The 22192-nt window shown below is 58.9% G+C and carries 19 protein-coding genes; 6 read left to right on the top strand and 13 right to left on the bottom strand.

Features of this window, described 5'->3' with window-relative positions; translation table 11 throughout:
• Positions 1-3: 3 nt before the first annotated feature.
• Genes K6T64_RS12770 through K6T64_RS12760 form a run of 3 tightly spaced genes read right to left on the bottom strand, consistent with a single transcriptional unit; the run spans position 4 to position 4456 of the window.
• A complete protein-coding gene (locus K6T64_RS12770) occupies positions 4-1398 on the bottom strand; it encodes a SpoVR family protein (protein ID WP_288010590.1) in 1395 nt (464 codons plus the stop codon).
• Entirely contained in the window at positions 1395-2552 is a 1158-nt protein-coding gene (gene yhbH, locus K6T64_RS12765) for a sporulation protein YhbH (protein ID WP_288010589.1), read from the bottom strand. Before yhbH (K6T64_RS12765) ends, K6T64_RS12770 begins: the two co-directional genes overlap by 4 nt.
• 11 nt (positions 2553-2563) lie before the next feature.
• Positions 2564-4456, bottom strand: coding sequence for a PrkA family serine protein kinase (locus K6T64_RS12760; RefSeq protein WP_100667008.1), 1893 nt, complete (start codon positions 4454-4456; stop codon positions 2564-2566).
• A gap of 307 nt (positions 4457-4763) precedes the next feature.
• On the opposite strand from K6T64_RS12760, the gene K6T64_RS12755 reads away from it, so the two are divergent.
• Positions 4764-5924 (top strand): acyltransferase, encoded by a 1161-nt coding sequence (locus K6T64_RS12755; protein ID WP_100667007.1) that lies wholly within the window; start codon positions 4764-4766, stop codon positions 5922-5924.
• A gap of 20 nt (positions 5925-5944) precedes the next feature.
• On the opposite strand, the gene K6T64_RS12750 is transcribed toward K6T64_RS12755, so the two are convergent.
• The 5 genes from K6T64_RS12750 to K6T64_RS12730 form a co-directional block, all read right to left on the bottom strand.
• Positions 5945-6595, bottom strand: a complete 651-nt coding sequence (locus tag K6T64_RS12750) for a response regulator (RefSeq protein ID WP_100667006.1) — start codon at positions 6593-6595, stop codon at positions 5945-5947.
• Between the two features lie 95 nt (positions 6596-6690).
• Complete coding sequence (locus K6T64_RS12745) at positions 6691-11142, bottom strand: LAGLIDADG family homing endonuclease (RefSeq protein ID WP_288010596.1); 4452 nt, start codon at positions 11140-11142, stop codon at positions 6691-6693.
• Positions 11142-11606 carry a transcriptional regulator NrdR gene (gene nrdR, locus K6T64_RS12740; RefSeq protein ID WP_013074508.1) on the bottom strand — a complete coding sequence of 155 codons (465 nt, stop codon included), beginning with the start codon at positions 11604-11606 and terminating at the stop codon, positions 11142-11144. The genes K6T64_RS12745 and nrdR overlap by 1 nt, the downstream gene beginning before the upstream one ends.
• Before the next feature lie 165 nt (positions 11607-11771).
• Positions 11772-12152 (bottom strand): hypothetical protein, encoded by a 381-nt coding sequence (locus tag K6T64_RS12735; RefSeq protein ID WP_013074507.1) that lies wholly within the window; start codon positions 12150-12152, stop codon positions 11772-11774.
• 21 nt (positions 12153-12173) lie between these two features.
• The gene (locus K6T64_RS12730; protein ID WP_288010595.1) at positions 12174-12611 is read right to left on the bottom strand and encodes a GNAT family N-acetyltransferase; all 438 of its coding nucleotides are present in this window, start codon (positions 12609-12611) and stop codon (positions 12174-12176) included.
• Positions 12612-12810: 199 nt separating this feature from the next.
• On the opposite strand from K6T64_RS12730, the gene K6T64_RS12725 reads away from it, so the two are divergent.
• The 4 genes from K6T64_RS12725 to K6T64_RS12710 all read left to right on the top strand — a co-directional run bounded on the left by K6T64_RS12725 (position 12811) and on the right by K6T64_RS12710 (position 15396).
• Complete coding sequence (locus K6T64_RS12725) at positions 12811-13047, top strand: DUF2249 domain-containing protein (protein ID WP_288010588.1); 237 nt, start codon at positions 12811-12813, stop codon at positions 13045-13047.
• A 90-nt stretch (positions 13048-13137) separates the two neighbouring features.
• Complete coding sequence (locus K6T64_RS12720; protein ID WP_288010587.1) at positions 13138-13605, top strand: DUF2249 domain-containing protein; 468 nt, start codon at positions 13138-13140, stop codon at positions 13603-13605.
• A gap of 83 nt (positions 13606-13688) precedes the next feature.
• Entirely contained in the window at positions 13689-15104 is a 1416-nt protein-coding gene (locus tag K6T64_RS12715) for a hypothetical protein (RefSeq protein WP_288010586.1), read from the top strand.
• Positions 15097-15396, top strand: coding sequence for a metal-sulfur cluster assembly factor (locus tag K6T64_RS12710; protein ID WP_170099164.1), 300 nt, complete (start codon positions 15097-15099; stop codon positions 15394-15396). The genes K6T64_RS12715 and K6T64_RS12710 overlap by 8 nt, the downstream gene beginning before the upstream one ends.
• Positions 15397-15432: 36 nt before the next feature.
• Here the strand turns inward: K6T64_RS12710 and K6T64_RS12705 are convergent, their stop codons facing one another.
• From K6T64_RS12705 to K6T64_RS12695, 3 genes are all read right to left on the bottom strand, one after another.
• On the bottom strand, positions 15433-16737 hold the full coding sequence (locus tag K6T64_RS12705; RefSeq protein ID WP_170099163.1) for a SpoVR family protein: 1305 nt from the start codon (positions 16735-16737) through the stop codon (positions 15433-15435).
• A 71-nt stretch (positions 16738-16808) separates the two neighbouring features.
• Positions 16809-17954, bottom strand: a complete 1146-nt coding sequence (gene yhbH, locus K6T64_RS12700) for a sporulation protein YhbH (protein ID WP_288010585.1) — start codon at positions 17952-17954, stop codon at positions 16809-16811.
• Between the two features lie 22 nt (positions 17955-17976).
• The gene (locus K6T64_RS12695; protein WP_100667000.1) at positions 17977-19872 is read right to left on the bottom strand and encodes a PrkA family serine protein kinase; all 1896 of its coding nucleotides are present in this window, start codon (positions 19870-19872) and stop codon (positions 17977-17979) included.
• Positions 19873-20151: 279 nt separating this feature from the next.
• On the opposite strand from K6T64_RS12695, the gene K6T64_RS12690 reads away from it, so the two are divergent.
• Positions 20152-21180, top strand: coding sequence for an aldo/keto reductase (locus tag K6T64_RS12690; RefSeq protein WP_288010584.1), 1029 nt, complete (start codon positions 20152-20154; stop codon positions 21178-21180).
• Between the two features lie 96 nt (positions 21181-21276).
• Here the strand turns inward: K6T64_RS12690 and K6T64_RS12685 are convergent, their stop codons facing one another.
• The gene (locus K6T64_RS12685; protein WP_353737818.1) at positions 21277-21732 is read right to left on the bottom strand and encodes an OsmC family protein; all 456 of its coding nucleotides are present in this window, start codon (positions 21730-21732) and stop codon (positions 21277-21279) included.
• A gap of 196 nt (positions 21733-21928) precedes the next feature.
• Positions 21929-22192 (bottom strand): cytochrome c oxidase assembly protein (locus tag K6T64_RS12680; RefSeq protein WP_288010582.1); only part of this gene is annotated, 264 nt, incomplete at its 5' end.

The raw sequence follows: 22192 nt of genomic DNA, 5'->3' as shown, positions 1-22192 counted from the left end.
CGTTTAGAGAAACCTGCGGGTGACTCTGTCCTCTTGACACGTGAACTGCACCCGCAGGCCGTCCACCACCGTCTCCAAATGGACCGGTCGACCCCATAAGGCATGGACATAGGGCAGCGTCTTTTCCACGTATTTGAGATCCAATTCCGCGCCTTCGAATTCATGGCGCAGGTACAATTCTCCCCGATTCTCATGATCTCCGTCTATCACTACGATGTACGGAAACCCTCCGTTGTTCCGGGCGGTTATCAGCCGATCCCGCACCGCTTCCCAGTCTTTGTCCACCACCCGGTACTCCGAGCCCACCCGTTGATAAAGGTACAGGTCCAGCCGGTCGACGATCTCTTTGGTCAGATAGTTGCGCAGCAGACTCTGGTCGGATTCAATCTCTCGGACCTCGAACAGCGCCTCCCGGCCGAGCCGATTGTCGATGTCCTCCAGGATCGCCAGGCCCACGGCGTAGGGGTTCACCTGAACCGGCGAGGGAGCCACGACCCCGGCGTGAAGTTTGGCGAACTCGAAGCTCTCTGCGGGATCCAGGTCGAACTCCCGCATGATCCGCAAATGCCAGAACGTCGCCCAACCTTCGTTGATGATTTTCGTCTCCAGTTGGGGCCAAAAATAAAGCATTTCCTGGCGGACGATGGTGAGCACATCCCGTTGCCAATCCTCAAGGACGGGGCTGTTGTCCATCAAAAACATCAACAAGTCTTTTTCCGGGCGCTTTCCTCGCTTTCGGGCATCTGCTCTTTCCTTGATCTGACGCATCACGGTGCGAAGGGCCTCTTCCTTTTCATCGACCATCGGCTCCCGGTCCAGGGCCCACAGGTCATCGTAGGGACCCGGCCCTTTCGTCCCTTCGGACAGGTCCTTCTCCTGACCGGGATTTGAAAAATGGGACGGGTCGATGTGCTCCTGGATCGCCAGGGCCGCATCCAGGAAGGATTCCACCGCCTCTGTCCCGAACTCCCGCTCATATTGTCGAATCCGGTCTGCCGCCGCGGCCATGCGGTTGACCATATCCCGGGGAGTGCGCTGAAAATACGCGTTATTCCTGAAAAAATCACTGTGTCCCAGCACGTGGGCGACGATCAGCTCATTTTGAACCAACGTATTGGTATCCAGGAGAAAAGCGTAACATGGATTGGTGTTGATCACCAGCTCATAAATCTTGCTCAGGCCGAGATCGTACTGCATTTTCATGCGGTAAAACGCTTTTCCGAAACTCCAGTGGGAAAACCGCGTGGGCATCCCGTAGGCTCCGATGGTGTAGAGCACATCCACCGGGGTGATTTCGTACCGCATGGGAAAGGGCTGAAGGCCGAGGTTTAGGGCCGTCTCGGTGATCCGCTCGATGGCCGTCTCCAAACGAGACCTCTCCAGGGCCGAAAGGCTCATGAAACCGCCTCCTTGCCGTCCGGGCGGAAAAAGTCGCTCAGTGCCCCGAGGATGTCACCCCGCTGTCGGATGCGCGCCATGCGAAAAAAAGGGTGTTGCAGCCGTTGCAGCTGGCTGATCAAAAGGGACGGGCGATTGTACGGATTGACCTCGGCGAATCCCACGGCGCAGGCGACGTTCAACAGTTCATTGATCCCCGCCAGGCACGGGTCGTTGTCCGACGGCAGGTTATCCCCGTCGGAAACATGGTAGCTGTAAATGTTGTATCGACTCGGCGGGTACTCCTCCCGAACCAAATCCAGGGCCAGGCGGTAAGCGCTGGAGCAACTGGTGCCGCCATTCTCGCCCCGGGTAAAAAATTCTTCCTCAGTCACCCGTTTTGCCTCGGTGTGGTGGGCGATAAACTCGATGGCCACGTGGCTGTACTGCCGGCGCAAGAACCGGGTCATCCAGAAAAACAGCGTGCGCGCCACATATTTTTCAAACTCCCCCATCGACCCCGAGGTATCCATCAAGGCGAAGATCACCGCCCGGCTGTCCGGGGCCGGGTGGTCTTCCCAGACTTTGTAGCGCAGATCGTCCTCCCGGATGCGGCCCAGCCCCCGGTCCCCTCGCAAGCCGTTTCGTTTCAGGTGGGTCAACAAGGTTCGGCGCTTATCCAAGTTGCCGGTCAGGCCCTTGGGGCGGACATCCGTCCAGGCCAGACCATCTGCAGAACTTTGCACCTCTTCTTTTTTCTGCAGATTTGGCAGTCGCCAATCCGCAAACACCATCTCCTCGATCTCTTCCAATTCCACCTGGGTCTCGTAATAGTCCATGCCCGGGGCGTCCCCGGCCCCTTGGCCCATCCCCCCGGCCTGGACTGGATCCCCCGCCTTCCCCAGAACGTCTCCCACCCGGCTGTTCCCTTTCCCGGCCCCCACCTGCTTCCCTTTGTTTTCATTAAATCGGAAACGGTATTCATCAAGGGTCCGAATGGGCAGTTTGATCACCTGTTTGCCATCGCTGAGGACGATACTCTCTTCGGCGATCAGATCTGACAAGTGCCGGCGAATGGCCTCCCGGACCTTCTCCCGGTGCCGGCGTTGATCATCGTACCCCTTGCGGTGCAAAGACCAATCTTCCTGGGAGAGGATGAACAACGGTTCCGTCATGGTCCCGCCTCCTAGCGATTCAGCAGACTTCCGGTGTAGCGGAGAAGTTCATTCGCACACACCGGGCAATATCCGTGTTCATCGATCAGCCGGCGGGTGACCTCGTTGATCCTCTTGAGTTGCTGCTCATCCGGCACCGCACTGGTGGTGGTGATTTTGATAACATCTTTCAGGTCGGCGAACAGTTTCTTTTCGATCGCTTCCCGGAGGCGGTCGTGGGACCGGTAATCAAAGGTCTTGCCTTTTCGGGCATAGCTGGAAATCCGAATGAGAATTTCTTCCCGGAAAGGTTTTTTCGCCGTTTCCGACACCCCGATCTGCTCCTCGATGGAACGCATCAAGTTCTCATCGGGTTCCACTTCTTCACCGGTCAGGGGATCCACGAGCTTTTTGAGGTGACAATAGGCTTCGATGTGGTCGAGATAGTTGTTCAGCAACACCTTCGCCTGCTCCTCAAAGGAATAAACGAAGGCCTTTTGGACCTCGTTTTTGGCCATTTCATCGTACTCTTTCCGGGCCAGAGACAACAGGTGCAGGTAACGCTCCCGGTCCTCTTTAGAAATGCTCGGGTGGGTGTCCAGACCTTCTTTGAGCGCCCGAAGCACGTGCAAGGCGTTGATGCAGGAAGTCTCCTGGCGAATCAGGGCGCTGGAGATGCGGTTGATCACGTACCGGGGATCGATGCCGCTCATGCCCTCATCGGGATGCTCCTGTTTGAGCTCTTTCACGTCCGCCTCGCTGTACCCTTCCACATCTTCCCCGTCGTACAGCCGCATTTTTTCCACCAAGCTGATGGGTTTGCTCGTTTCCTTCAAACGGGTCAGCACCGAAAACATGGCGGCCGCCCGAAGCGCATAAGGGGCGATGTGGACGCCCTTGACGTCGCTTTGTTCGATCAATTTCTCATAAATCTTCACTTCGGCGCCGACTTTGAGGTTATAGGGCACCGGCATGACAATGATGCGGGAGTGGAGCGCCTCGTTCTTTTTGTTGTTGATAAAGGACCGGTACTCGGTCTCGTTGGTGTGGGCCACGATCAGTTCGTCGGCTGAAATGAGGGCGAAGCGCCCAGCTTTGAAATTTCCTTCCTGGGTGAGGGACAACAAGTTCCAGAGGAATTTTTCATCGCATTTGAGCATTTCCTGGAATTCCATGAGCCCACGGTTCGCCTTGTTCAGCTCCCCGTCGAACCGATAGGCCCGGGGGTCCGACTCCGACCCGTACTCCGCAATGGTGGAAAAATCGATGCTTCCGGTCAAATCGGCGATATCTTGGCTCTTGGGGTCCGAGGGGCTGAAGGTTCCGATCCCCACCCGATCGTCTTCGGAAAATAGCACCCGCTTGACCCGGACCTGATCCACCCGGCCGCCGTACCGCTCCCGGAGATTCAGGCGGCACACCGGACACAGGTGCCCCTCCACCCGGATGCCGAACTCCCGCTCGAACTGCGGGCGCAAGGAATCGGGCACCAGATGCAACGGGTCTTCGTGCATGGGACAGTCCTTGATGGCGTACACGGCGCCGCGATCGGTGCGGGTGTACGCCTCCAGGCCGCGTTTGAGGAGAGTCACGATGGTGGATTTGCCCCCACTCACCGGCCCCATGAGAAGCAGCACCCGTTTGCGGACGTCCAGGCGCCTGGCGGCGGAATGAAAATATTCCTCCACCAGACGTTCGATGGTCTCTTCCAGTCCGAACAGTTCCCGGTCAAAAAAGTGGTACCGGGTGCGCCCCTCCTCCTTCTCCACCCCGGCATCTACAATCATGTTGTAAATCCGGGCGTGGGCGGTTTGAGCCAGATGCGGGTTCTTTTCCACGAGCTCCAGGTACTCGGCAAAAGACCCCTCCCAATTCAGCCGCTGCTCCTCTTCGTGAAAATCCTCAATGAGCTGGAGAATCCCCATGATCCAACCTCCCCTGTCGGGCGGCCCCCTCTCCTTGGGTGTCAAGGTCCTTTCTACGATGATGGCTGCAGTGTGTTCCCGGAGCCGCACCTCGTTCAGAATCTCGTCTCAGTCTCAGTATGGACCCGGATACCCGGAGGTAGACCTGGGCAGTCGAATTATCATGCCCGGGGCAGGGAGTTTTTAACCCGGCAAGTCCATGGGCTCTCCAGAGCTCCTCCACAGGTCCTTGACATTGTTCTGGTACAATGGAGGACAATGACACAGGGAAGCCGGAACGGAAAAAGTGAGGAAAGAAGGGAGAGCAGTGGCGAAGCGCAAACCGAATCTCGAGGAAGTCACGTGGATGCGGGGAGCCGCCATGGGCGTGGTGGTGCTTCTGCACGTTCTGGGATACGCCGTCGCGGTCGTCCCCGGAGCCGGGGGAGATCCCTTTTTGCCCATGGCTTCCGTGGCATCCCTGCGGTTTGCCCGGCAGATCTTTATGGTGATCACCGGGTTCGTCCTGACATACCAGTATTGGGGAAGAACGGTGGAACCCGGGCCGTTTCTGAACCGCCGGGTCCAATCGGTGGTGGTTCCGTATCTGGTGTGGAGTGCCATTTACCTGACGGTCCTGCCGGCCCTGGGTGGCGGAACGGGGATCGATGTTCGAAATGCCTGGGCGGTGATCGAAGCGCTGCTCACCGGAGGCGCCATGTATCACCTGTATTACATCGTGCTGACCCTTCAGTTTTACTTGCTCTTTCCCTGGTGGATTCGCTGGTTTCAGGGACTGGCCCCGGCCCGGCGCCAAGGATGGACGATCCTCCTCGCGGCGGCCGGCCTTGTCTTGTTATACGTGGACTTTCACTGGACCCTTCACTACACCAGTTCAGCCAAGTGGTTTTTATATCGGGACCGGTTTCTCGCCTACTATTTCGTGTATTTTCTGTTCGGATCCGCCCTCGGCGCCGCGGTGGCCCTGGCCGGTCCGGGCCGGCGCCTCGCCCGCAGGAGCGTGTGGCTGGGTTGGATCGCCGCGGGCATCGCAGCCCTCTACGTCGGGACCGTCTTTGTGGTGCGCTTAAAATCGGGATGGTCCTATGCAGGGGCCGTAAACATCATGCAGCCGTCTTATGTATTTTATGGCATCGCCGTGTCCATGGCGCTGTATCTGACTGGCAGGTGGAAACGGGAACACGGACGGGAAGGGGGATGGGTTCACGCCGTGGGCCGCTTCTCCTTCGGCATTTATCTGAGCCATCCCCTGATCCTGTTCCTGTTGGAGCAAAACCTCTTTGCCGGCAGCTCCCATCGCTTCTGGTGGGCGGAAACCGCCCTGTTGTGGGCAATGACGATGGTTTTGTCCTGGCTGCTGATGGCCGGGACGAACCGCGTTCCCGTGCTCGGCTGGTTGCTCGGCAGCGGACAACATGCCCCATGGAACGGAAGGTCCCTCCCCGCCGGGCGATCCCTTTCCTCCTGAATCCCGCGGGCACACGGGCACTACGCCTCGGGAGGTGCGGCCCCCCGAACCGCCAAGGCCGCCAGCTGGGCGCGATTTTTGACGTCGAGCTTGGCCATGATGTTTTTCAAATGGTTTTTGACCGTATTCTCACTAATCGTGAGGGCCTCGGCAATCTCCCGGTTGGACCTGCCCCGGGCGATCAACCCGAGGATCTCCCGTTCCCGGGGAGTGAGCCGTTTGGCCACCTCTGCCGCAGACCCCTGAGCCGGGGAAGCGAGGGTGGTCACCAGCCGGGCAGCCACCTCTCCGGAGATGGGAGAAGCGCCGTCCGCCACGGCCCGCAGGTAACTGATCCAATCCGAGGGATCCAGGCTCTTGACCAGATACCCCTGGGCCCCCACCCTCACCGCCCGCAGGAGATCAGCCGGGTCGTGGGACACGGTCAAGATGACGATCTTGATCTCGGGCAGCCGGTCTTTGAGCATGCGGGTCAGGGCGATGCCGTCCGTTCCCGGCATCCGGATGTCCATGAGAACCAGATCCGGGTGCAGCCCGGGGATCCGCTCCAAGGCTTCCCGGGCGCTTTCCGCCTCTCCGACCACCTCGAAGAACGAGTCCCCTCCGAGAATGGCCCGCACCGCCTGCCGGGCGCGCCGGTTATCGTCCACGATGAACGTTCGGCATCCCATTCCCACACCCCCTCCCGGATGGCTCTACGACCTCGGCCCGGGCCCCAAAAAACCGGGGCCCGAGTGGTCCTTTGGCACGGGCCGCCCGGCCCGTTTCAGCACTTGCTGTACCCGCAAGCTTCACATTCAAAACACCCGCCCTGACGCACCAAAGACATGCGGTGACAGTTCGGACACAGGTCTTTGCCAATGTTGAAACCCCGCAGGGAACGCCCGTTGCCGTTTCCGTGGCCATGATCTCCGTGCCCACCGCCTGTTCCGCGGCCATGTCCATCTCCGGAAGCGTCCTTGCCGTCTGCACCCCCGCCGGTGTCAGGATCGCCCTGGGATGCGGCCGCATGGTAGACCCCGCCATGGCGGAGGGGAAAAGTTTCCGAGTGCTCGATCAGGGATTTGGCGATGGCATCGGGGACGCTGGTGATCCGTCGCTCCCCGAACCCCACGGCGCTATATCCTCCGATCCCCGAGAAATGGCGCACCAACACCGCTTCTTTATCCGGATTTTGCGAGTCCATGAGGTACAGGGTGATCGCCCGGCCCAAAGCTTCGTTCGCCGCGTACACGTCGCTGCCCGCTTTCCCGATGTTCACGAAGATCTCCCGGGCCAGATGGTCTTCCGGGTCGTCGTTGATGGTGATGTACGCAGTGCCGAGGGGCGTTTCCTTCTTGTACGTCGCCCCGTACAGCACATCCGGGCGCTTGCGCTTGACATATTTTGTCGTGCTCGGTCGGCCCGTCCCCGGCGACTCCGCCGCGACCGCCGCCTGGGGCGCCGCGGCACCCGCTTCCACCGCCGCCGTCCCGGTCTGGGCCCCTTCCCCGGCACCCGCCCCCTCTTTCTTGAGCCTGTCCTCGCTCAGGGCCAAGACCTGTTCCGAGCGGGAACCGTCCCGGTAGATGGTCACACCCTTGCACCCGAGATCGTACGCCAGGTCGTACAATTGTTTCGTGTCCTCGACGGTATAAGACTCCGGCGCGTTGCAGGTCTTCGAGATGCTGGAGTCGATCCACTTTTGCAATGCCGCCTGTACCCGGACGTGCTCCTCAGGGGTCAACTCCATGGCCGTGACAAAGTAATCCGGGAGGTGCTCCCGGTCCACGCCGGGGTGAAGGGCGAGATAGTCATCGACAATCTGGGCGTTCTCCTCAAACATCCCCAGACGGGAATTGCGAAAATACGACCAGGCATAGTACGGCTCGCACCCGGTGGAACACCCCACCATCGTGCCGGTGGTCCCCGTGGGCGCGATGGTCATGGTGGTGACGTTGCGCACGCCATATTTGCGAATGGCTTCCACGACGTGCGGCCTCTCCGCGGCCATGTGCCGCATGTACCCGGACTGCAGGAACTTCTCGGCGTCGAATCGGGGGAAGGGACCGTTCTCCTTGGCGAGTTCCACCGACTCCAGGTAGGACCATTCCGCCATCATCCCGATCAACACATCGATCAGCCGGGTCGACTCCTCGCTGCCATAGCGCACGCCGCAGTGGATCAGCAGATCGTGCAGCCCCATGATGCCGAGGCCCACCCGCCGCTCGCCCAGTTGGTTTTCCCGGTTTTCCTCAAACGGATAGTACGTGGCATCGATCACCGCATCTTGAAAGCGCACACCGGTGCGGACCGTCTCCTCCAGGGCCTCCCAGCGGATGTGGTGGAGGAAAAACTCCGCCCGCTCGTCGTCAAAATGCTTGCGGAGCCACCCGCGGATGTACTCTTCTTTGGCGGGATCCGAAAAAGTCGCCTCCACCCCGCTGTCCTCAAAGCCGGTGGTGAATTTGCTCAGCACCACGGCGCCGAGGTTACAGATCCCAAAGGCCGGCAGCCCCTGTTCCCCGCAGTTGTGGGCGACGATGCCCGAAGCCACCAGGGAGTGGGTTTCCGGTTCACTGACGTCGTAGACCGTCACTTCCTCCCCTGGCTCCACCCCCGCTACGGCGCTATAAAATTTTTCCCGTTTTCGAGAAGGCCGGCTGATTCGCTGGAGAGCCTCCTGTTTTCGGGTCACGAGTGCAAACCCGATCTTCTCGGCAAACACCGCCACATTGTTGCCAGACAGAATCAGCTCGTAGAAACCCTTACTCTCGTACACCCGGGATTCACCGGAAATCGTCTGGTACTGGAATTTCGCCTGGTTCCTTTTGGGTCGATCATATATCTTTCCATGTATCCCGAAATTCAATAGCAAAAGTTGCACGTCTTGAAGTAAGCTTTTTGAAGCCGAGGTCATTCGCACGGTGCGGTGATGTTCGTCATTTTCATAAACCGTGCCATCCGAACTGAAAAGAGCCTGAAGAAAGGCTCTCACCGTTTCCCTCGAGGCCTCAAACACCGCCGCGGGCACCCTCTTGTCCTCGGCCCTGACCTGTTTTACCCCTAGAGACAGGAGCCGGTCGCGAAATTCCTTTCTCCACCAGAAAACTTGAAAAACCCCGTTCTCCCTTTCGAATACCTTGGCTTCCGCCCCGGATAGCTCCTTGCCGATCCTGATCATCTCCGGAATGACTTCTGCGTCTTCGCGACCAAAGACCATCCCGACATCTCCGCGCTTTGAGATCCAACCATCGCCGACCAACCATCCCAAAAACCAACCCCAATCCCGTCCTAGGCCATCCTTTTCCGGGAACAACCCCTCCCCGGACTGGATGAGAACCAAGTCGCCGGGCTGCAGTTCTCCCGCTTCTTTCCACCCATCCGATGTAAGGAGCCGGTGATCCGGCGTCACTTTCAACTCCATGCCATTTTTCAGCGCCACCTTCACCGTCTGTTTTCGTCCCGTGGGAAAGACCACAGCCGGTCGTGGCGACACCCCGGGCACCGCGTAGGATCGACCGTTGACCACTTCGACCCGGCGATGAACGCGGTCATCCGTCAGGACCTTAAACGGCGCCGAACCGACCCGATGATAGAGGTCCTCGAGGCGCAGATAGCCAAATTCCGTCGCGACCCGAGTATCCGGGTGGAAACAAGGGTTTGTGGCGATGATTGGGTTATAATACCAACTATTGCTCATGGCGTTGTAGCGCCCGAGGAAAACCACGCCGGGTTCGGCGGATTTCCACGCGGAGGTGATGATTTCCTCCCACAACTCCTCCGCCGGAAGAGTCTCGGTGACCACCAATTCCCGACCCGTCGCCTCCCAGCGGCCGAAGTCGCCATCGAAATCGTCCATCTCCTCCATCCGGGGAAATCCTAAACTCCAATCACCGCCCTGCTGTTTCACCTGCATGAACTCTTCGGAGATGCCCACCGAAACATTGGCCCCGGTGATCACCCCTTCGACCTGCTTGGCTTGGATGAACCGGTGAAGATCGGCGTGGCGGTCGTTCAGGATCAACATCAGGGCCCCCCGCCGGGATCCTCCTTGGAGGGTCAATTGGCAGCCCACCGACATGATTTCCCCGACCCCCACTGGGCCAAAACCATCTCCGAACACCTGGTTCCCCTTATCGTAAAGGATCCCCCAGGAGTACGCCCCGGAACTCCGCCCGTTAACCCCTTTCACGTACGTGTAACGAGGGCGCAGGGAAGACAGGATCACCGCCGTCCGGCGGCCCCGGGCCATTTCCTCCCACATATCCCCCAGGGTCTCGGCGATGGTACCCCGGCTATCCCCGGGTACCAATACAGCACCCAGCACCTCTTCGGTCATCACCACGCCGGATTCGAGGATTTTGTCGTACACCGTCAGGGCGGGTACCGTGGTGCCATATTTGACTGGAAGATCCTGTTTCATCCATTTGGCCAAATCCCCGTCCCACAGGTCGTCGTATCCGTCGAAGGAGGAATCCGGGAACACAAACGTCCAGTCGGCCCGGTCCTCTACGGCTTGCAAGAACGCCCGGTTGACCCGAACCACCTTGGTGCTGTGAGGGTAGGACTCTTGCAGAAAATCAAAGAGGTCCGGGTGCCAAACGTCCAGCACCAATTGCAGGTGAGACCGCCGGGGACCCTTTGACACGGGAATGAGACTGCCCCGGGGCGGTATTCGGGAGAGGTTCATGCCCACCCCGCCGGAGCGGGCCTGGATCTCCAAGGTCTGGCCAAAGGATTTCGCGTAATCCCGCAGCCGGGGGCCGACACTGGGGATGACAAAGCAGTTGTAACTGGTGGTCTGGAAACCCGTGCCCATCGAGGCGTTGATGCGCCCGCCGGGGACATATTTCCATCCGCTCTGCATTTGATAAAACCGCTCTTCCCACAGTCCCGGGTCCTTGGTCACCGCCGCCGCCCCTTTGGCAATTCGCCGCCACATTTCCCGGGGTGACTGCTCCTTTAGCACGTCGAGGTCGTCGTAAGACTGCTCAATGCGATGACCATCCCGAAGTTCCACCACAGCGGTGCGCCGGGAGGGGTCGACGGTGACGACCTTGCCCAGCTCGTGGTAGGCCCGCTTTTTGTCAATTACGGCGACGACAAGGCTGCCGGGTTTCAGCGACTCCTTTTTCGCGTCTTTCAGCAAATACCGATCTGCCACAATCCTTTCCCCGGTGGGTGAGAGGCGGTCCTCCTCGGTGAACGGCAGCATGGTCCGATCCTTTTGTTCCATCACAACCCTTGACCCCTCTCTTTGTCCAGGAGCGGAAGAATTTCCCGAAGAAACGTCTCCACGTCTTTAAATTCGCGGTATACACTGGCAAAGCGGACATAGGCCACCTGGTCGACCTCCCGGAGGACAGCCATGACCCGCTCACCGATCTGGTTCGTGGTCACCTCACGCTCAAACGCCTGGCGCAAATCCCGTTCCACCCGATCCACCATAGCATCGATGGTTTCCGAGGTGATGGGGCGCTTTTCACAGGCTTTGAGCAGACCGCGGCGGAGTTTCTCCCTGGAAAAAGTCTCCCGCATCCCGTCTTTTTTGATAACCTGAAGGGGGGAGACCTCCACCCGCTCGTACGTCGTAAACCGGCGGCCGCAGGCGAGACATTCCCGCCGCCGGCGCACGGCATCGGCGGTCGTGCGGCTCTCAATCACCTTTGAATCCCCATGCGCGCAATAGGGACACTGCATAGTGTTTCCCCCTCGAAATCATGCAAATCCAACACTATATGTAGTGTGGTGGACAAGTCCCATTGTAACGAGTTCTCCTTCCTCCCTCAACGGGCACAAGAGAACGAAATCCATAAAAAAAAAGCCCAGGCTGCCCCACAGGCCCCCAGGCGACCCGTTACGCCGTTACGCTTCCGTCCGGCTTCCGAATTCGAAAGCCACCTCCAGGGTTCCGTGGTAGGGGACATATTCCACCCGGGAGACCATGAGCCGCATCAACCGGTGCCGCTTTACCGGATCATCCGGGTACAAGGAGAGGGCCCCTTCCACTTCGGAAAACAGATTACCGACCTCCACCCCGCTCCGGGCGGCGAGATCCAGGGCCGAAGCGATCAGCCGGCCGTAATCCAATTCCTGTTTGAGCACCGCATCGAGAGCGTGCAGGATGGCTTCTTCCACCCGCCAGAGGGGTACCGATGCCCGACAATGGGGGCAGACGTACTCCTGCCGATCCCGCCCTCGGTACATCGGCAGTCCCTCACACCGGCAGTACAACAACCCATCCATCCCGCTCCCCCCTTGGATGCCCTAGCGTTGCGCGCGGAGTTCCTTTCTCATGCGGATATGGGGAATCCCGGCGTCCATAAACTCTTCTCCCTCGGCCTCGTACCCGAGTCTTTCGTAGAATCCCCGAGCATGGACCTGGGCATCCAGAACGATGGTTCTTTGCCCTTCCCGTTCGGCAATCTCTTCAAGAATGCCGATGACCCGGCTCCCCAGCCCCCTCCGTCGATGGCTGGGCAAAACCGCCATGCGACCGATCTTCATCGTCTTCTCCCCATAAGGGATCATCCGGGCCGCCCCCACCGGGGAGCCCGACTCAATGACCACAATGTGAACCGTTCGCGGATCCTCGTCCCACTCGTCCAACTCCAGGTCCTCGGGTACTTCTTGCTCTTCAATAAAGACCTTGCGGCGAACCGCCAAGGCTTTGTCTTTATCTGCCGGATCCCGCACGACCATCACTTGGATCAAGCGTATCCCTTCCCCATCCCAAGATCTTCGTTTATTGTACCACGTGCGCGACGTCCCGTCCGCTCCCTTCCCCTAGGCCGGGTCCCTTTAGACGACAGCCTTCGCGCCACTGTGATGCACCTCACAGACGTGCAACCCCGCCAACCTGAATAATGAAGGCATCAGCCTGATTTTTTCGGGAGGGAAGAGGATGGAAAACCGTTACGCCGCTGTGCTCGATGTACGCCGGTTCGCTCCTGCGGACAAACACCGGACGATCTTTTTCGTCTGGGAGGCGCTGCCACCGGGAGAACAACTGCTCCTGATTAACGATCACGATCCCAAGCCGCTCTATTACCAATTCGCGGCAGAACAAACGAATCGGTTTGACTGGAACTACGTTGAAGAAGGCCCGACGGAGTGGAGGGTGCAACTGGGGAAGCGGTGAGAAAACTCGGATCAAGGCGGTTCGGGAATCCCCCGCGGCTTTCGTCGAGGGCCCGACCGCCCGTTTTTCGGGGCTGGAGGAGGATTGATGATGAGGAGGATTGTCGATTTAGACGTCCGGGACATGCTTCGGGCGAAGCAAGAGCCCTTTGAACGCATTATGGAAACGGTTAGCTGCCTGGAACCGGAGGACGTATTCCAACTGCATGCGACTTTTCGTCCCGACCCCTTAATCCGAGTTCTGGGGCGGCAAGGGTATCGGAGTACGGTTGTCCAAGAAAGCGAAGAGCATTTTATCGTGCAGTTCTATCGGGAGGAGACGGAGCGGCCCTTCTTCCGCCTCGACAACCGCGGGCTGGAGCCGCCGGAGCCCATGATGCGGACCCTGAACTTTTTAGAGCAACATCCCGAATGCCGAGCCGGTGAACTGGGACTCGAAATCTGGAATGAGCGAGTGCCCGCCTTCCTGCTCCCTGAACTGGAAGAACGAGGATATCGCTACGATATTGAGCAGGAAGAGAGTGGAACAGTCCGGGTCAAGATTTATCGAGCCCAGTGACGGAGGGGCCTGTTAGTCGGCGATTGTAAGGGACGTACTCCATCCGCCTGGGCCAAAATCGGAACAGTGGAGGAGGTGCCATTATGCCTACAACCAAACCAGAACGGCCGACGGAAGCCAGTGCGGGTCGGGCGGCGTCCCCAGGCGCCCGGGGGGATCCCGCAGCGGTTCGGGTTACAGCGTCCAGACCGCCGGGCGGACGGGCATCTGCACCCGGGATGTTACCCCCGGGAGTGACGGATTACTCTCCAGCATTTTCTCTGCCTATGCGGTACCTGCTCCTGGGGTTGGTCGGTTTCGCGGTGTTTGCCGGGGATCTCCTCATTCAGTCCCTTCGGGGATTCCAGGGCGGCCTGTTCGGGGCGGCGGGGATCGCCTTAACCCATTTGTTGACCCTGGGTTCCTTGCTGTCCTTCGTCATGGGGGCCGTGTACCAATTGGAAAGTGTTGCCTTTTTGATCCCCATTGCTTCGGAACAGGCGGCAAAGTGGAACTTTTGGCTCTACGCGGTGTCCACAGCAGGGCTCGCAGCATCGATGGCCGCCTGGTGGAATCCGGGACTGTTATTGAGCGGCGCGGCCGCGACGATCTCCATTGGCGGTTACGCAGGAATTGTCAGCGCCTCGCTCAAAAAGGCACCAAATCGCGACGCCATGTTCCGGTTTGTGCGCTCGGCCCACGTGTACCTACCCCTGGCGGTGACCGTGGGATGGCTGCTCATCGTCGCCCCTCGCGTCCCCGGGCTGCGCAACTGGATCGAGGCCCTTCTGGTCACCCACATCGTGCTCGCCGCCGGCGGTTTCTTCACATTCTTGATTATTGGTTTCAGTTTTAAGCTGCTGCCGATGTTCACCCTTTCCCACGGTTTTTCGGTGCGCTTGCGGGATTGGACCTTCGGCTTCGCCCATGCCGCCATCTGGCTGATCATCCTCGGCGCCTGGACCCATGTCGCCCCCGTGACGGTACTCGGGGGCATCGCGGGGTTGGCGACCTTTGCCTTGCACCTGTTCCACCTGCGGGAGATCCTGGGTAAACGGCTGCGCAAAAAGATAGAGCCTACCCTTCGCGCCGTGATTGTCGCGGGTGCCGCCGGACTCATCGGATCCGCCGGGTTCATTCTCGCCCCTGGCATTCGAAGCCCGAAGGTATGGGCCGGTGTGGCCGCCTTGTATCTCCTCGGCTGGATGACTTTAGCCGTTATGGGCTACGCGTACAAAATTGTTCCGTTTTTGATCTGGACCCGCCGGTACAGCCAAAGGGCGGGAAAGGAAAAGGTTCCGTTGATCGGCGATCTGATCTCCCCCGAGCAGCCCCGGCCGGTGCTTTGGGCATTTGCCGTGGGACTGATCGTACTCACCGCGGGCATCGCCTGGATGCAGTCCTGGGCGGCGGCCGCGGGAGGAACGGTTGTGTCCCTGGCCCTGGGGGTCTTTTGCTTTCACCTTTTGACGGTAGTCGACCTCGGCAAGATCGGAAGGGAGATGCGCGGCAATGACTGACCAGGATATCCTCCGGGAGGCTCTGAAGATGGTGTTGGACCCGGAGATCGGGATCAATGTCGTCGATCTCGGTTTGATCTATGGAATCGAAGAGCCGGAAGAAGGGGTCGTCCTCATCCGCATGACAATGACGACCCCGGGGTGTCCGGCTCACACCAGTCTGAGCGAAGCCGTACGCCGGGCCGCGGCCCGGGTGCCGGGGGTTGAAAAGGCAGTGGTGGAAGTGGTCTGGGACCCTCCCTGGACGCCGGAGCGCCTATCCGAGGCGGCCCGGGCCCGATTGGGGTGGTAATCGAAAGTGGGGAAGGATGGGCGTCGCGGCCGACCCTCAGGACCCGGACGGCCCGACGCCTCCTGCGTATATCGGTTCCGACCGGACTCCGTCGACTGCAGCGGTAAACCGCACCGGACGCTCGTCGACCACTGTGTCGAGATGAACGGTGGTCCCCCACAGCCGCCGCACGGCCATCAGCGCTTTTTTGAGGTGTTTCAGGTCTAGGGGCACACCCTCGTAGCGATGGTGCAACACCAACTCCCCCCGGGGCGACTCCCCGGCTACTTCTAACGTCGGGAGCCCCCCGTGCACCCGTTCGGCCACTAAAGCGTCCCGGACCCGCCGCCAGTCTTTCTCCGTCACCCGGAGCTCCCCCCGGGCCGCCTCCCACAGGTAGAGATCCTGTTCTTCAACCAATGACTCGGTCAAATAATTTCGCAGAAAGGAAACGTCTGTCTCCCCTTCCCGAATCTCGAACAGCCGCTCCAGGTCTTCCCCCTGAGCTTCATAAATGGCCAACCCCAGGCGATACGGATTGATGGAATAGCCCCCGGGCTGCGTCACCTGGCTGTGCATCCGGGCGAATTCCAAGGCCTCGTCCGGAGGAAGATCCATCTCCCGCATGATCCGCAAATGCCAGTAGGTGGCCCATCCTTCATTCATAATCTTCGTCTCGAGCTGCGGCCAGAAATACCGCATTTCCTCCCGGAGAGCAGCGAGAATATCCCGCTGCCAATCTTCGAGTTCGGGGCTGTACTCGATGAGATAAGCGGGGATGTCTTCCCGCAGTCTGTCTCGTTTGGCGCGCCCCCCTTCCCTCCCCTCCTCGGCTTCCCGGGGTGGCCGACCGGGCCCCACCGGGGAGGGCGGAGGCGTATGCTCCGCCACCACCAAAGCGTCGTCCAAAAACGCTTCCACGGTGTCTTCCCCATGAACCATTTCATAACGTCGAATCCGCTCCGCATAAACCGACATCCGTTCCACCATGTCCCGGGGCGTGGTGGAAAAGTGGACATTATTGCGAAAGAAATCGGAGTGGGCGAGAACGTGGGCCACGATCAGCTTATTCTGAAGGAGAGTATTGGTATCCAATAAAAAGGCATAACAAGGATCACCATTGATCACCAGTTCATAGATCTTGCTGAGCCCCGTGTCATACTGCAGTTTCATCCGCTCGAAAGCTTTGCCAAAACTCCAATGAGCAAATCGGGTGGGCATCCCGTAGGCGCCAACGGCATAGACGACGTCAGCCGGGCAGATCTCATAGCGCATCGGAAACGGACGGAGTCCAAAAGATTCGGCGATATCAGTCATGCGCTCGATTACTTCCTCCAAACGATCCAAATCCCCACGTGGCACGTTAACCCCCCCTGTTTCCGGCGGATTCGTCCTCCCCTGGTGATATCCCCGATCCTCGACTCGGTCGATGTTCACGACACATCCCGACTCGGAGCGAAGAAACTGGCCAAGGCTCTGTATACGTCCTCCCGATCCCGGATCGCAGAGAGGCGGAGATGGGGAGCCTGGATCCGGCGAAATTCTTCCATAAGCCGACTCTCCCGTCCATGGGAGATCACTTCGGCATACCCCATGGCGCTGGAATACTCAAGCAGTCGCTCGGCCAGCTCCACCGTGCGGGGATTGTCGGAGCCGAGGTTATCCCCGTCGGTGAAATGAAACGGGTAGATGTTGTGGCTCGCCGGCGGGTAGCGCCGCTCCACCAGCTCCAAGGCGAGTTCATAGGCGGAGGAACACCGGGTCCCCCCGCTTTCCCCTTTGTTGAAAAATTCCTCTTCGCTGACTTCCTTCGCTTCGACGTGATGGGCGATAAAAGCGATCTCCACTTTCCGGTAGTTGCGCCGAAGAAATCGGACCATCCAGAAATAAAACGAACGGGCAACATATTTTTCAAAAGTCCCCATGGAGCCGGACGTGTCCATCATGGCGATGACCACGGCGGCGGTCTCCGGCTTTTTCACTTCGTCCCAGGTCTTGAAGCGAAGATCGTCCGGCTGCAGGTCGATGATCGCTCCCCGGCCCTCCCGGGCATTGCGGCGCATCGCCTCCAGGATCGTTCGCTTCTTGTCGAGGTTTGCCATCATTCCTTGTTTGCGGATATCGGTGAACTCAATGTGGTCCACCTCCATGTCCCGGCGGTCTTTCGGCCTGCGATTCGGGAGCTCCCAGGACTCGAACAAGATATTTTCCAGCTCTTCGAGACTCACTTCGGTCTCGTAATAATCCACCCCCGGTGCGTCGCCGGCTTGACCCGCCCCTTGGCCCTTGGCGCCCGGCATGCGGCCGATCACGTCTCCGGGCTTGGTCCCCCCTTGCCCTTGGCCCACCCGAGGCCCCTTATCCCACTGATATCGAAAGCGGTATTCTTCCAGGGAGCGAATCGGCACCCGAAAAACGGTTCCGCCCCGGGACAGGACGATGCTCTCCTCGGTGACGAGATCCGCTAAGCGCTCCCGGATCGCCCGGCGTACCTTCTCCCGATGCCGCTCCTGGTCGATCTGGCCTTTTCGGTGCAAGCTCCAGTCATCGTGGGTGAGAGAAAACGGCGTACGCCCCATCCTCATTCCCTCCCTCCGTGGCTCAGCGATTGAGCAAACTGCCTGTGTATTGCAACAATTCGTTCGCGCACACTGAACAGTATCCGTGGTGCTCGATCAATCGACGGCCGACATCGTTGATCCGCTTCAGTTGTTCTTCGTCTGGCGTCTTCGTCGACGTGGTGATTTTAATGACATCCTTCAAATCAGCGAACAGCTTTTTCTCGATGGCCTCCTTCAACGCGGGGTGTGACGTATACTCGAAGCGCTTACCCTTGCGGGCGTACATCGATAGGCGAATGAGAATCTCCTCGCGGAAAGATTTTTTCGCGTTCTCGGTGACGCCGATTTGCTCTTCGATGGAACGCATCAGCTTTTCATCGGGGTCCATCTCTTCCCCGGTTATAGGATCACGAATCTTCTGCCAGCTACAAAACGCCTCCACGTTGTCCAGATAATTCTCCAGTAATGTCCGGGCGGATTCCTCGAAAGAATACACAAAGGCCCGCTGGACTTCCCGCTTGGCGATTTCGTCGTACTCCCGTCTCGCCAGGGCGATGAGATTGGTGAGTCGCTCTCGTTCTTCCGGCGTGATCGAAGGGTGCTGGTCAAAGCCATCTTTCAGGGACTTGAGAATGTCGAGCGGCCCGAGACACGGAGCGTCAGAACGGATCAGGGCACTGGAGATGCGATTCATCACGTAGCGCGGGTCGACCCCGAACATCCCCTCGTCCGGCGCTTCAGCCCGGAGTTCGGCCACGTCTTTGTCTTGAACCCCCTCCACCGCCTCGCCGTCGTACAGGCGCATTTTTTTTACGAGATCCATCCCCGCCCGCTTCGACTCCCTCAATCGGGTCATCACCGTGAACATGGCCGCCGTTCGCAAGGCGTAGGGGGCGAGATGAATGTGGCGCAACTCACTTTGCCCGATCAGCTTTTGATAAATCTTTTCCTCCTCGCTGACCTTGAGGTTGTAAGGAATGGGCATAACGATCATTCGAGAATGCAGAGCTTCATTTTTCTTATTGCTGATAAAAGCCCGGTACTCCGTTTCGTTCGTATGCGCCACGATCAACTCATCTGCGGAGATCAGGGCGAACCGTCCCGCTTTAAAATTCCCTTCTTGGGTGAGGCTCAGCAGGTTCCACAGGAATTTCTCGTCACTTTTCAGCATCTCCTGGAATTCCATAATTCCGCGGTTGGCCTTGTTGAGCTCCCCGTCAAATCGGTAAGCCCTGGGATCCGACTCCGACCCGTATTCGGCGATGGTGGAAAAATCAATGCTCCCCGTCAGATCGGCGATATCCTGGCTCTTGGGATCCGAGGGACTGAACGTCCCGATCCCCACCCGGCGATTCTCCGAAAACACCACCCGCTCCACTCGCACATCTTCAATGCGGCCGCCGTATTCGTTCTCCAACCGCAATTGACATTGAGGACACAGGTCACCTTCGATAAACACCCCGAGCTCCTCTTCCACCTCCCGCCGGAGCGGGCCGGGAATGAGGTGCAGAGGTTCTTCGTGCATGGGGCAGCCGGCGATGCCATAGACCGCCCCTTCATCCGTTCGGGTATATTCCTCGAGCCCTCGCTTCAGGAGCGCCACCACCGTGGACTTTCCGCCGCTGACGGGTCCCATCAGCAAGAGCAGTCTTTTGCGCACATCCAGCCTTTTGGCCGCAGGATGAAAATACTCCTCCACCAGCCTCTCCAACGCCTCGTCCAGCCCGAACAACTCCCGGGAGAAAAAGGCGTATCGCTTGTGCCCATCCACGATCTCCACCCCGGCCGACACGATCATTTCGTAGATCCGGGCATGGGCGGGCTGGGCGATGCGGGGGTTTTTCCGCACCAGGTCCAAATAATCCAGAAACGTTCCCTCCCAAGCCAGACTCTCCTCCCGGCGACGATAAGCATCGAGTTTTGAGCGGAGATCCATTGTCGTTCTCTCCTTCGCTGAATAGATAGAAAAACGCCACACGGTTTCGACGACGCCTGTCCGGCACCACCGGCGCTAAGGCTACCCTGTGACGTATTTGTGATACTAAAATTCGACAAAGAGAGGCAAAATCCTACTTGAGATTTTTGAACTTTTGACCTGCACTCGTCTTGTCCACAATTCCTTCACAACCCTTGATCTGCATGGTGAGAAAAAGGAATGGTAAAATAAGAATCGTAGGCAAATGGGGCCGGTCTGAAACCGGCGAGGAGGGGGACCATGAAATATCGCACCATACCCGGAACGGACATTCGGGTTTCTGAAGTAGGGTTCGGAGTGTGGTCGGTGGCGACCACGTGGTGGGGAGTCCGCGATCAAAACACCGCCCTGCGGCTGCTGCATCAGGCCTTCGATGCGGGGGTCACTTTTTTTGATACCGCCGATGTCTATGGCACCGGTAAGGGAGAGACGATCCTGGCCGAAGCGTTTCCCGGGAAACGCGATCGGATTATCATCGGCACGAAGTTCGGTTATGACATTTACAGCAATCCGGGTGAGCGAACGGGGATGTCCGAGCTTCCGCAGAAGTGGACGCCGGAATTCATCCGCTTTGCGTGCGAACAGAGCCTGAAACGGCTTGGGACCGATTATATCGATATTTACCAGTTGCACAACACCCGCATGTCCACGCTGCAACAGGATAGCATTTTCGAGACCCTTGAGCGTCTGAAAGATGAAGGGAAGATCCGCGCCTATGGGCCGGCTTTGGGGCCGGATATTGGTTGGCGGAACGAAGGGTTGTACGCCCTGGAGAACCGATCCATCGACGTCATGCAGGTCATTTACAACCTGTTGGAGCAATGGCCCTCCCTGGACCTGTTTGAGCCTGCGGAACGGAACCACGTCGGCTTGATCGTCAGGGTTCCCCACGCATCCGGGCTGCTCGACGGCACATATAACCCGGAAAAACACTTTGATAAATCAGATCATCGCAATCACCGGAAACATGAGTGGATGGGGCGTGGATTGAAAGCGGTGGAGAAGCTCCGGTTCTTGACCGAGGGCACCGGCCGCACCCTGGGTCAGGCGGCGATTCAATTCGCCCTCGCCCAGCCCTCGGTGGTGACGGTGTTGCCGAATTTCACCAGTGAGGCCAATGTCGCCGAATTTACCGCGGCCCCGGATGTGCCGCCCCTCACCGAGGAGGAACAGGCGCGGATCCGCACACTGTGGGACCAAGAGCTTCGGGAGTTGCTCGATCAACCTTATGCCGACAGCGAGAAAAAGCCGATCCCCGTGGCCCGTTAAGGCCAAGAGCGCCTTGGGTGCACAATGCCCAGGGCGCTTTGCGGTCCTTATGAGCCATGGAATACACCTGGCCCCGGTATGTTTTCGAGAGAAGGGTTACGCCCGTCCGCCGACCGATTCAGCCGATGCCGGAACCACGGTCCGCGTCTCACCGTTTAGGGTGTAACGGATTTCAAAATCGGCATTCAAGGAATTCAGCGCCGAGCAGTAGGTGTGATAGGACAACTCCACGGCTCGCTTGACCTTTTCGTGGGTCAGGTCTGGCCCGTCGAGGACGTAATCGATGGTGATCTTTGTAAAACGCTGTGGATGTTTCTCCGCTCGTTCCGCATTCAACGTCATCTCGAGCCGGTCGATGTGGAGACGCATTTTTTCCAAGATCATGGCGATGTCGATTCCGGTGCATCCTCCGACCCCCATGAGCAGCATCTCCATCGGCCGTACGCCGCTGCCCTCACCGCCCGCCGACTCCGCCGCGTCGATTCGTACCGTGTGACCGCTGGTCTGCCCCAAGGCCTCGAAAGCCCGTTTCCCCAGCCATTTGACGTCCACCCGCAAGCCAAACCCTCCCTTGGTGTCACCTCTGAGAAAGCTCTGCGCCTTCTTTATCGGGATTATACCATACTCCGGAGAACCGCTTCCGCAGCTGAGACACATCACCTCCGACTCGGCATCCTCCAAAAAACAGGCAGGGCCCTCGCCCTGCCGCATTGATGACCCTTCGGTTGTCTATCCTGCCAGGACTTTCTTACCAGGTGTTCGCCCCATGAAACCCATCCTTGTCCACGGGGAAGAAAACCAACTGTCCTTTTTTGTCCTGCCGATCCCGCTCCTTCTCCTTCCGGGTCCACTGCACGAAGATGTACACGATGGCGCCGATGTAGGCGGCCTCTTGGATCAGCTTCATGATAATGCCGCCCAGCTGCTGGTCCACATAGATCGACAGGCTTGGGATCAGCCTCGGCATGGCATCGTAGGTGACGTAAAGCGGGCCGCCCGAGAAAATGATAAA

It is taken from the genome of Kyrpidia sp., assembly GCF_023512215.1.
Classification (GTDB): domain Bacteria; phylum Bacillota; class Bacilli; order Kyrpidiales; family Kyrpidiaceae; genus Kyrpidia; species Kyrpidia spormannii.
Note: the sequence above shows the minus strand (reverse complement) of the source record. Positions and strands in the feature narration are given on the sequence as shown.

Excerpts from the sequence above, each read along its gene's own strand:
- K6T64_RS12720 (WP_288010587.1), top strand. The coding sequence starts at position 13,138 with ATGAGGAGGATTGTCGATTTAGACGTCCGGGACATGCTTCGGGCGAAG.
- nrdR (WP_013074508.1), bottom strand. The coding sequence starts at position 11,606 with ATGCAGTGTCCCTATTGCGCGCATGGGGATTCAAAGGTGATTGAGAGC.
- K6T64_RS12690 (WP_288010584.1), top strand. The coding sequence starts at position 20,152 with ATGAAATATCGCACCATACCCGGAACGGACATTCGGGTTTCTGAAGTA.
- K6T64_RS12750 (WP_100667006.1), bottom strand. The coding sequence starts at position 6,595 with ATGGGATGCCGAACGTTCATCGTGGACGATAACCGGCGCGCCCGGCAG.
- K6T64_RS12695 (WP_100667000.1), bottom strand. The coding sequence starts at position 19,872 with ATGGATCTCCGCTCAAAACTCGATGCTTATCGTCGCCGGGAGGAGAGT.
- yhbH (WP_288010585.1), bottom strand. The coding sequence starts at position 17,954 with ATGGGGCGTACGCCGTTTTCTCTCACCCACGATGACTGGAGCTTGCAC.
- K6T64_RS12715 (WP_288010586.1), top strand. The coding sequence starts at position 13,689 with ATGCCTACAACCAAACCAGAACGGCCGACGGAAGCCAGTGCGGGTCGG.
- yhbH (WP_288010589.1), bottom strand. The coding sequence starts at position 2,552 with ATGACGGAACCGTTGTTCATCCTCTCCCAGGAAGATTGGTCTTTGCAC.
- K6T64_RS12760 (WP_100667008.1), bottom strand. The coding sequence starts at position 4,456 with ATGGGGATTCTCCAGCTCATTGAGGATTTTCACGAAGAGGAGCAGCGG.
- K6T64_RS12735 (WP_013074507.1), bottom strand. The coding sequence starts at position 12,152 with ATGGATGGGTTGTTGTACTGCCGGTGTGAGGGACTGCCGATGTACCGA.
- K6T64_RS12725 (WP_288010588.1), top strand. The coding sequence starts at position 12,811 with ATGGAAAACCGTTACGCCGCTGTGCTCGATGTACGCCGGTTCGCTCCT.
- K6T64_RS12745 (WP_288010596.1), bottom strand. The coding sequence starts at position 11,142 with ATGGAACAAAAGGATCGGACCATGCTGCCGTTCACCGAGGAGGACCGC.
- K6T64_RS12710 (WP_170099164.1), top strand. The coding sequence starts at position 15,097 with ATGACTGACCAGGATATCCTCCGGGAGGCTCTGAAGATGGTGTTGGAC.
- K6T64_RS12770 (WP_288010590.1), bottom strand. The coding sequence starts at position 1,398 with ATGAGCCTTTCGGCCCTGGAGAGGTCTCGTTTGGAGACGGCCATCGAG.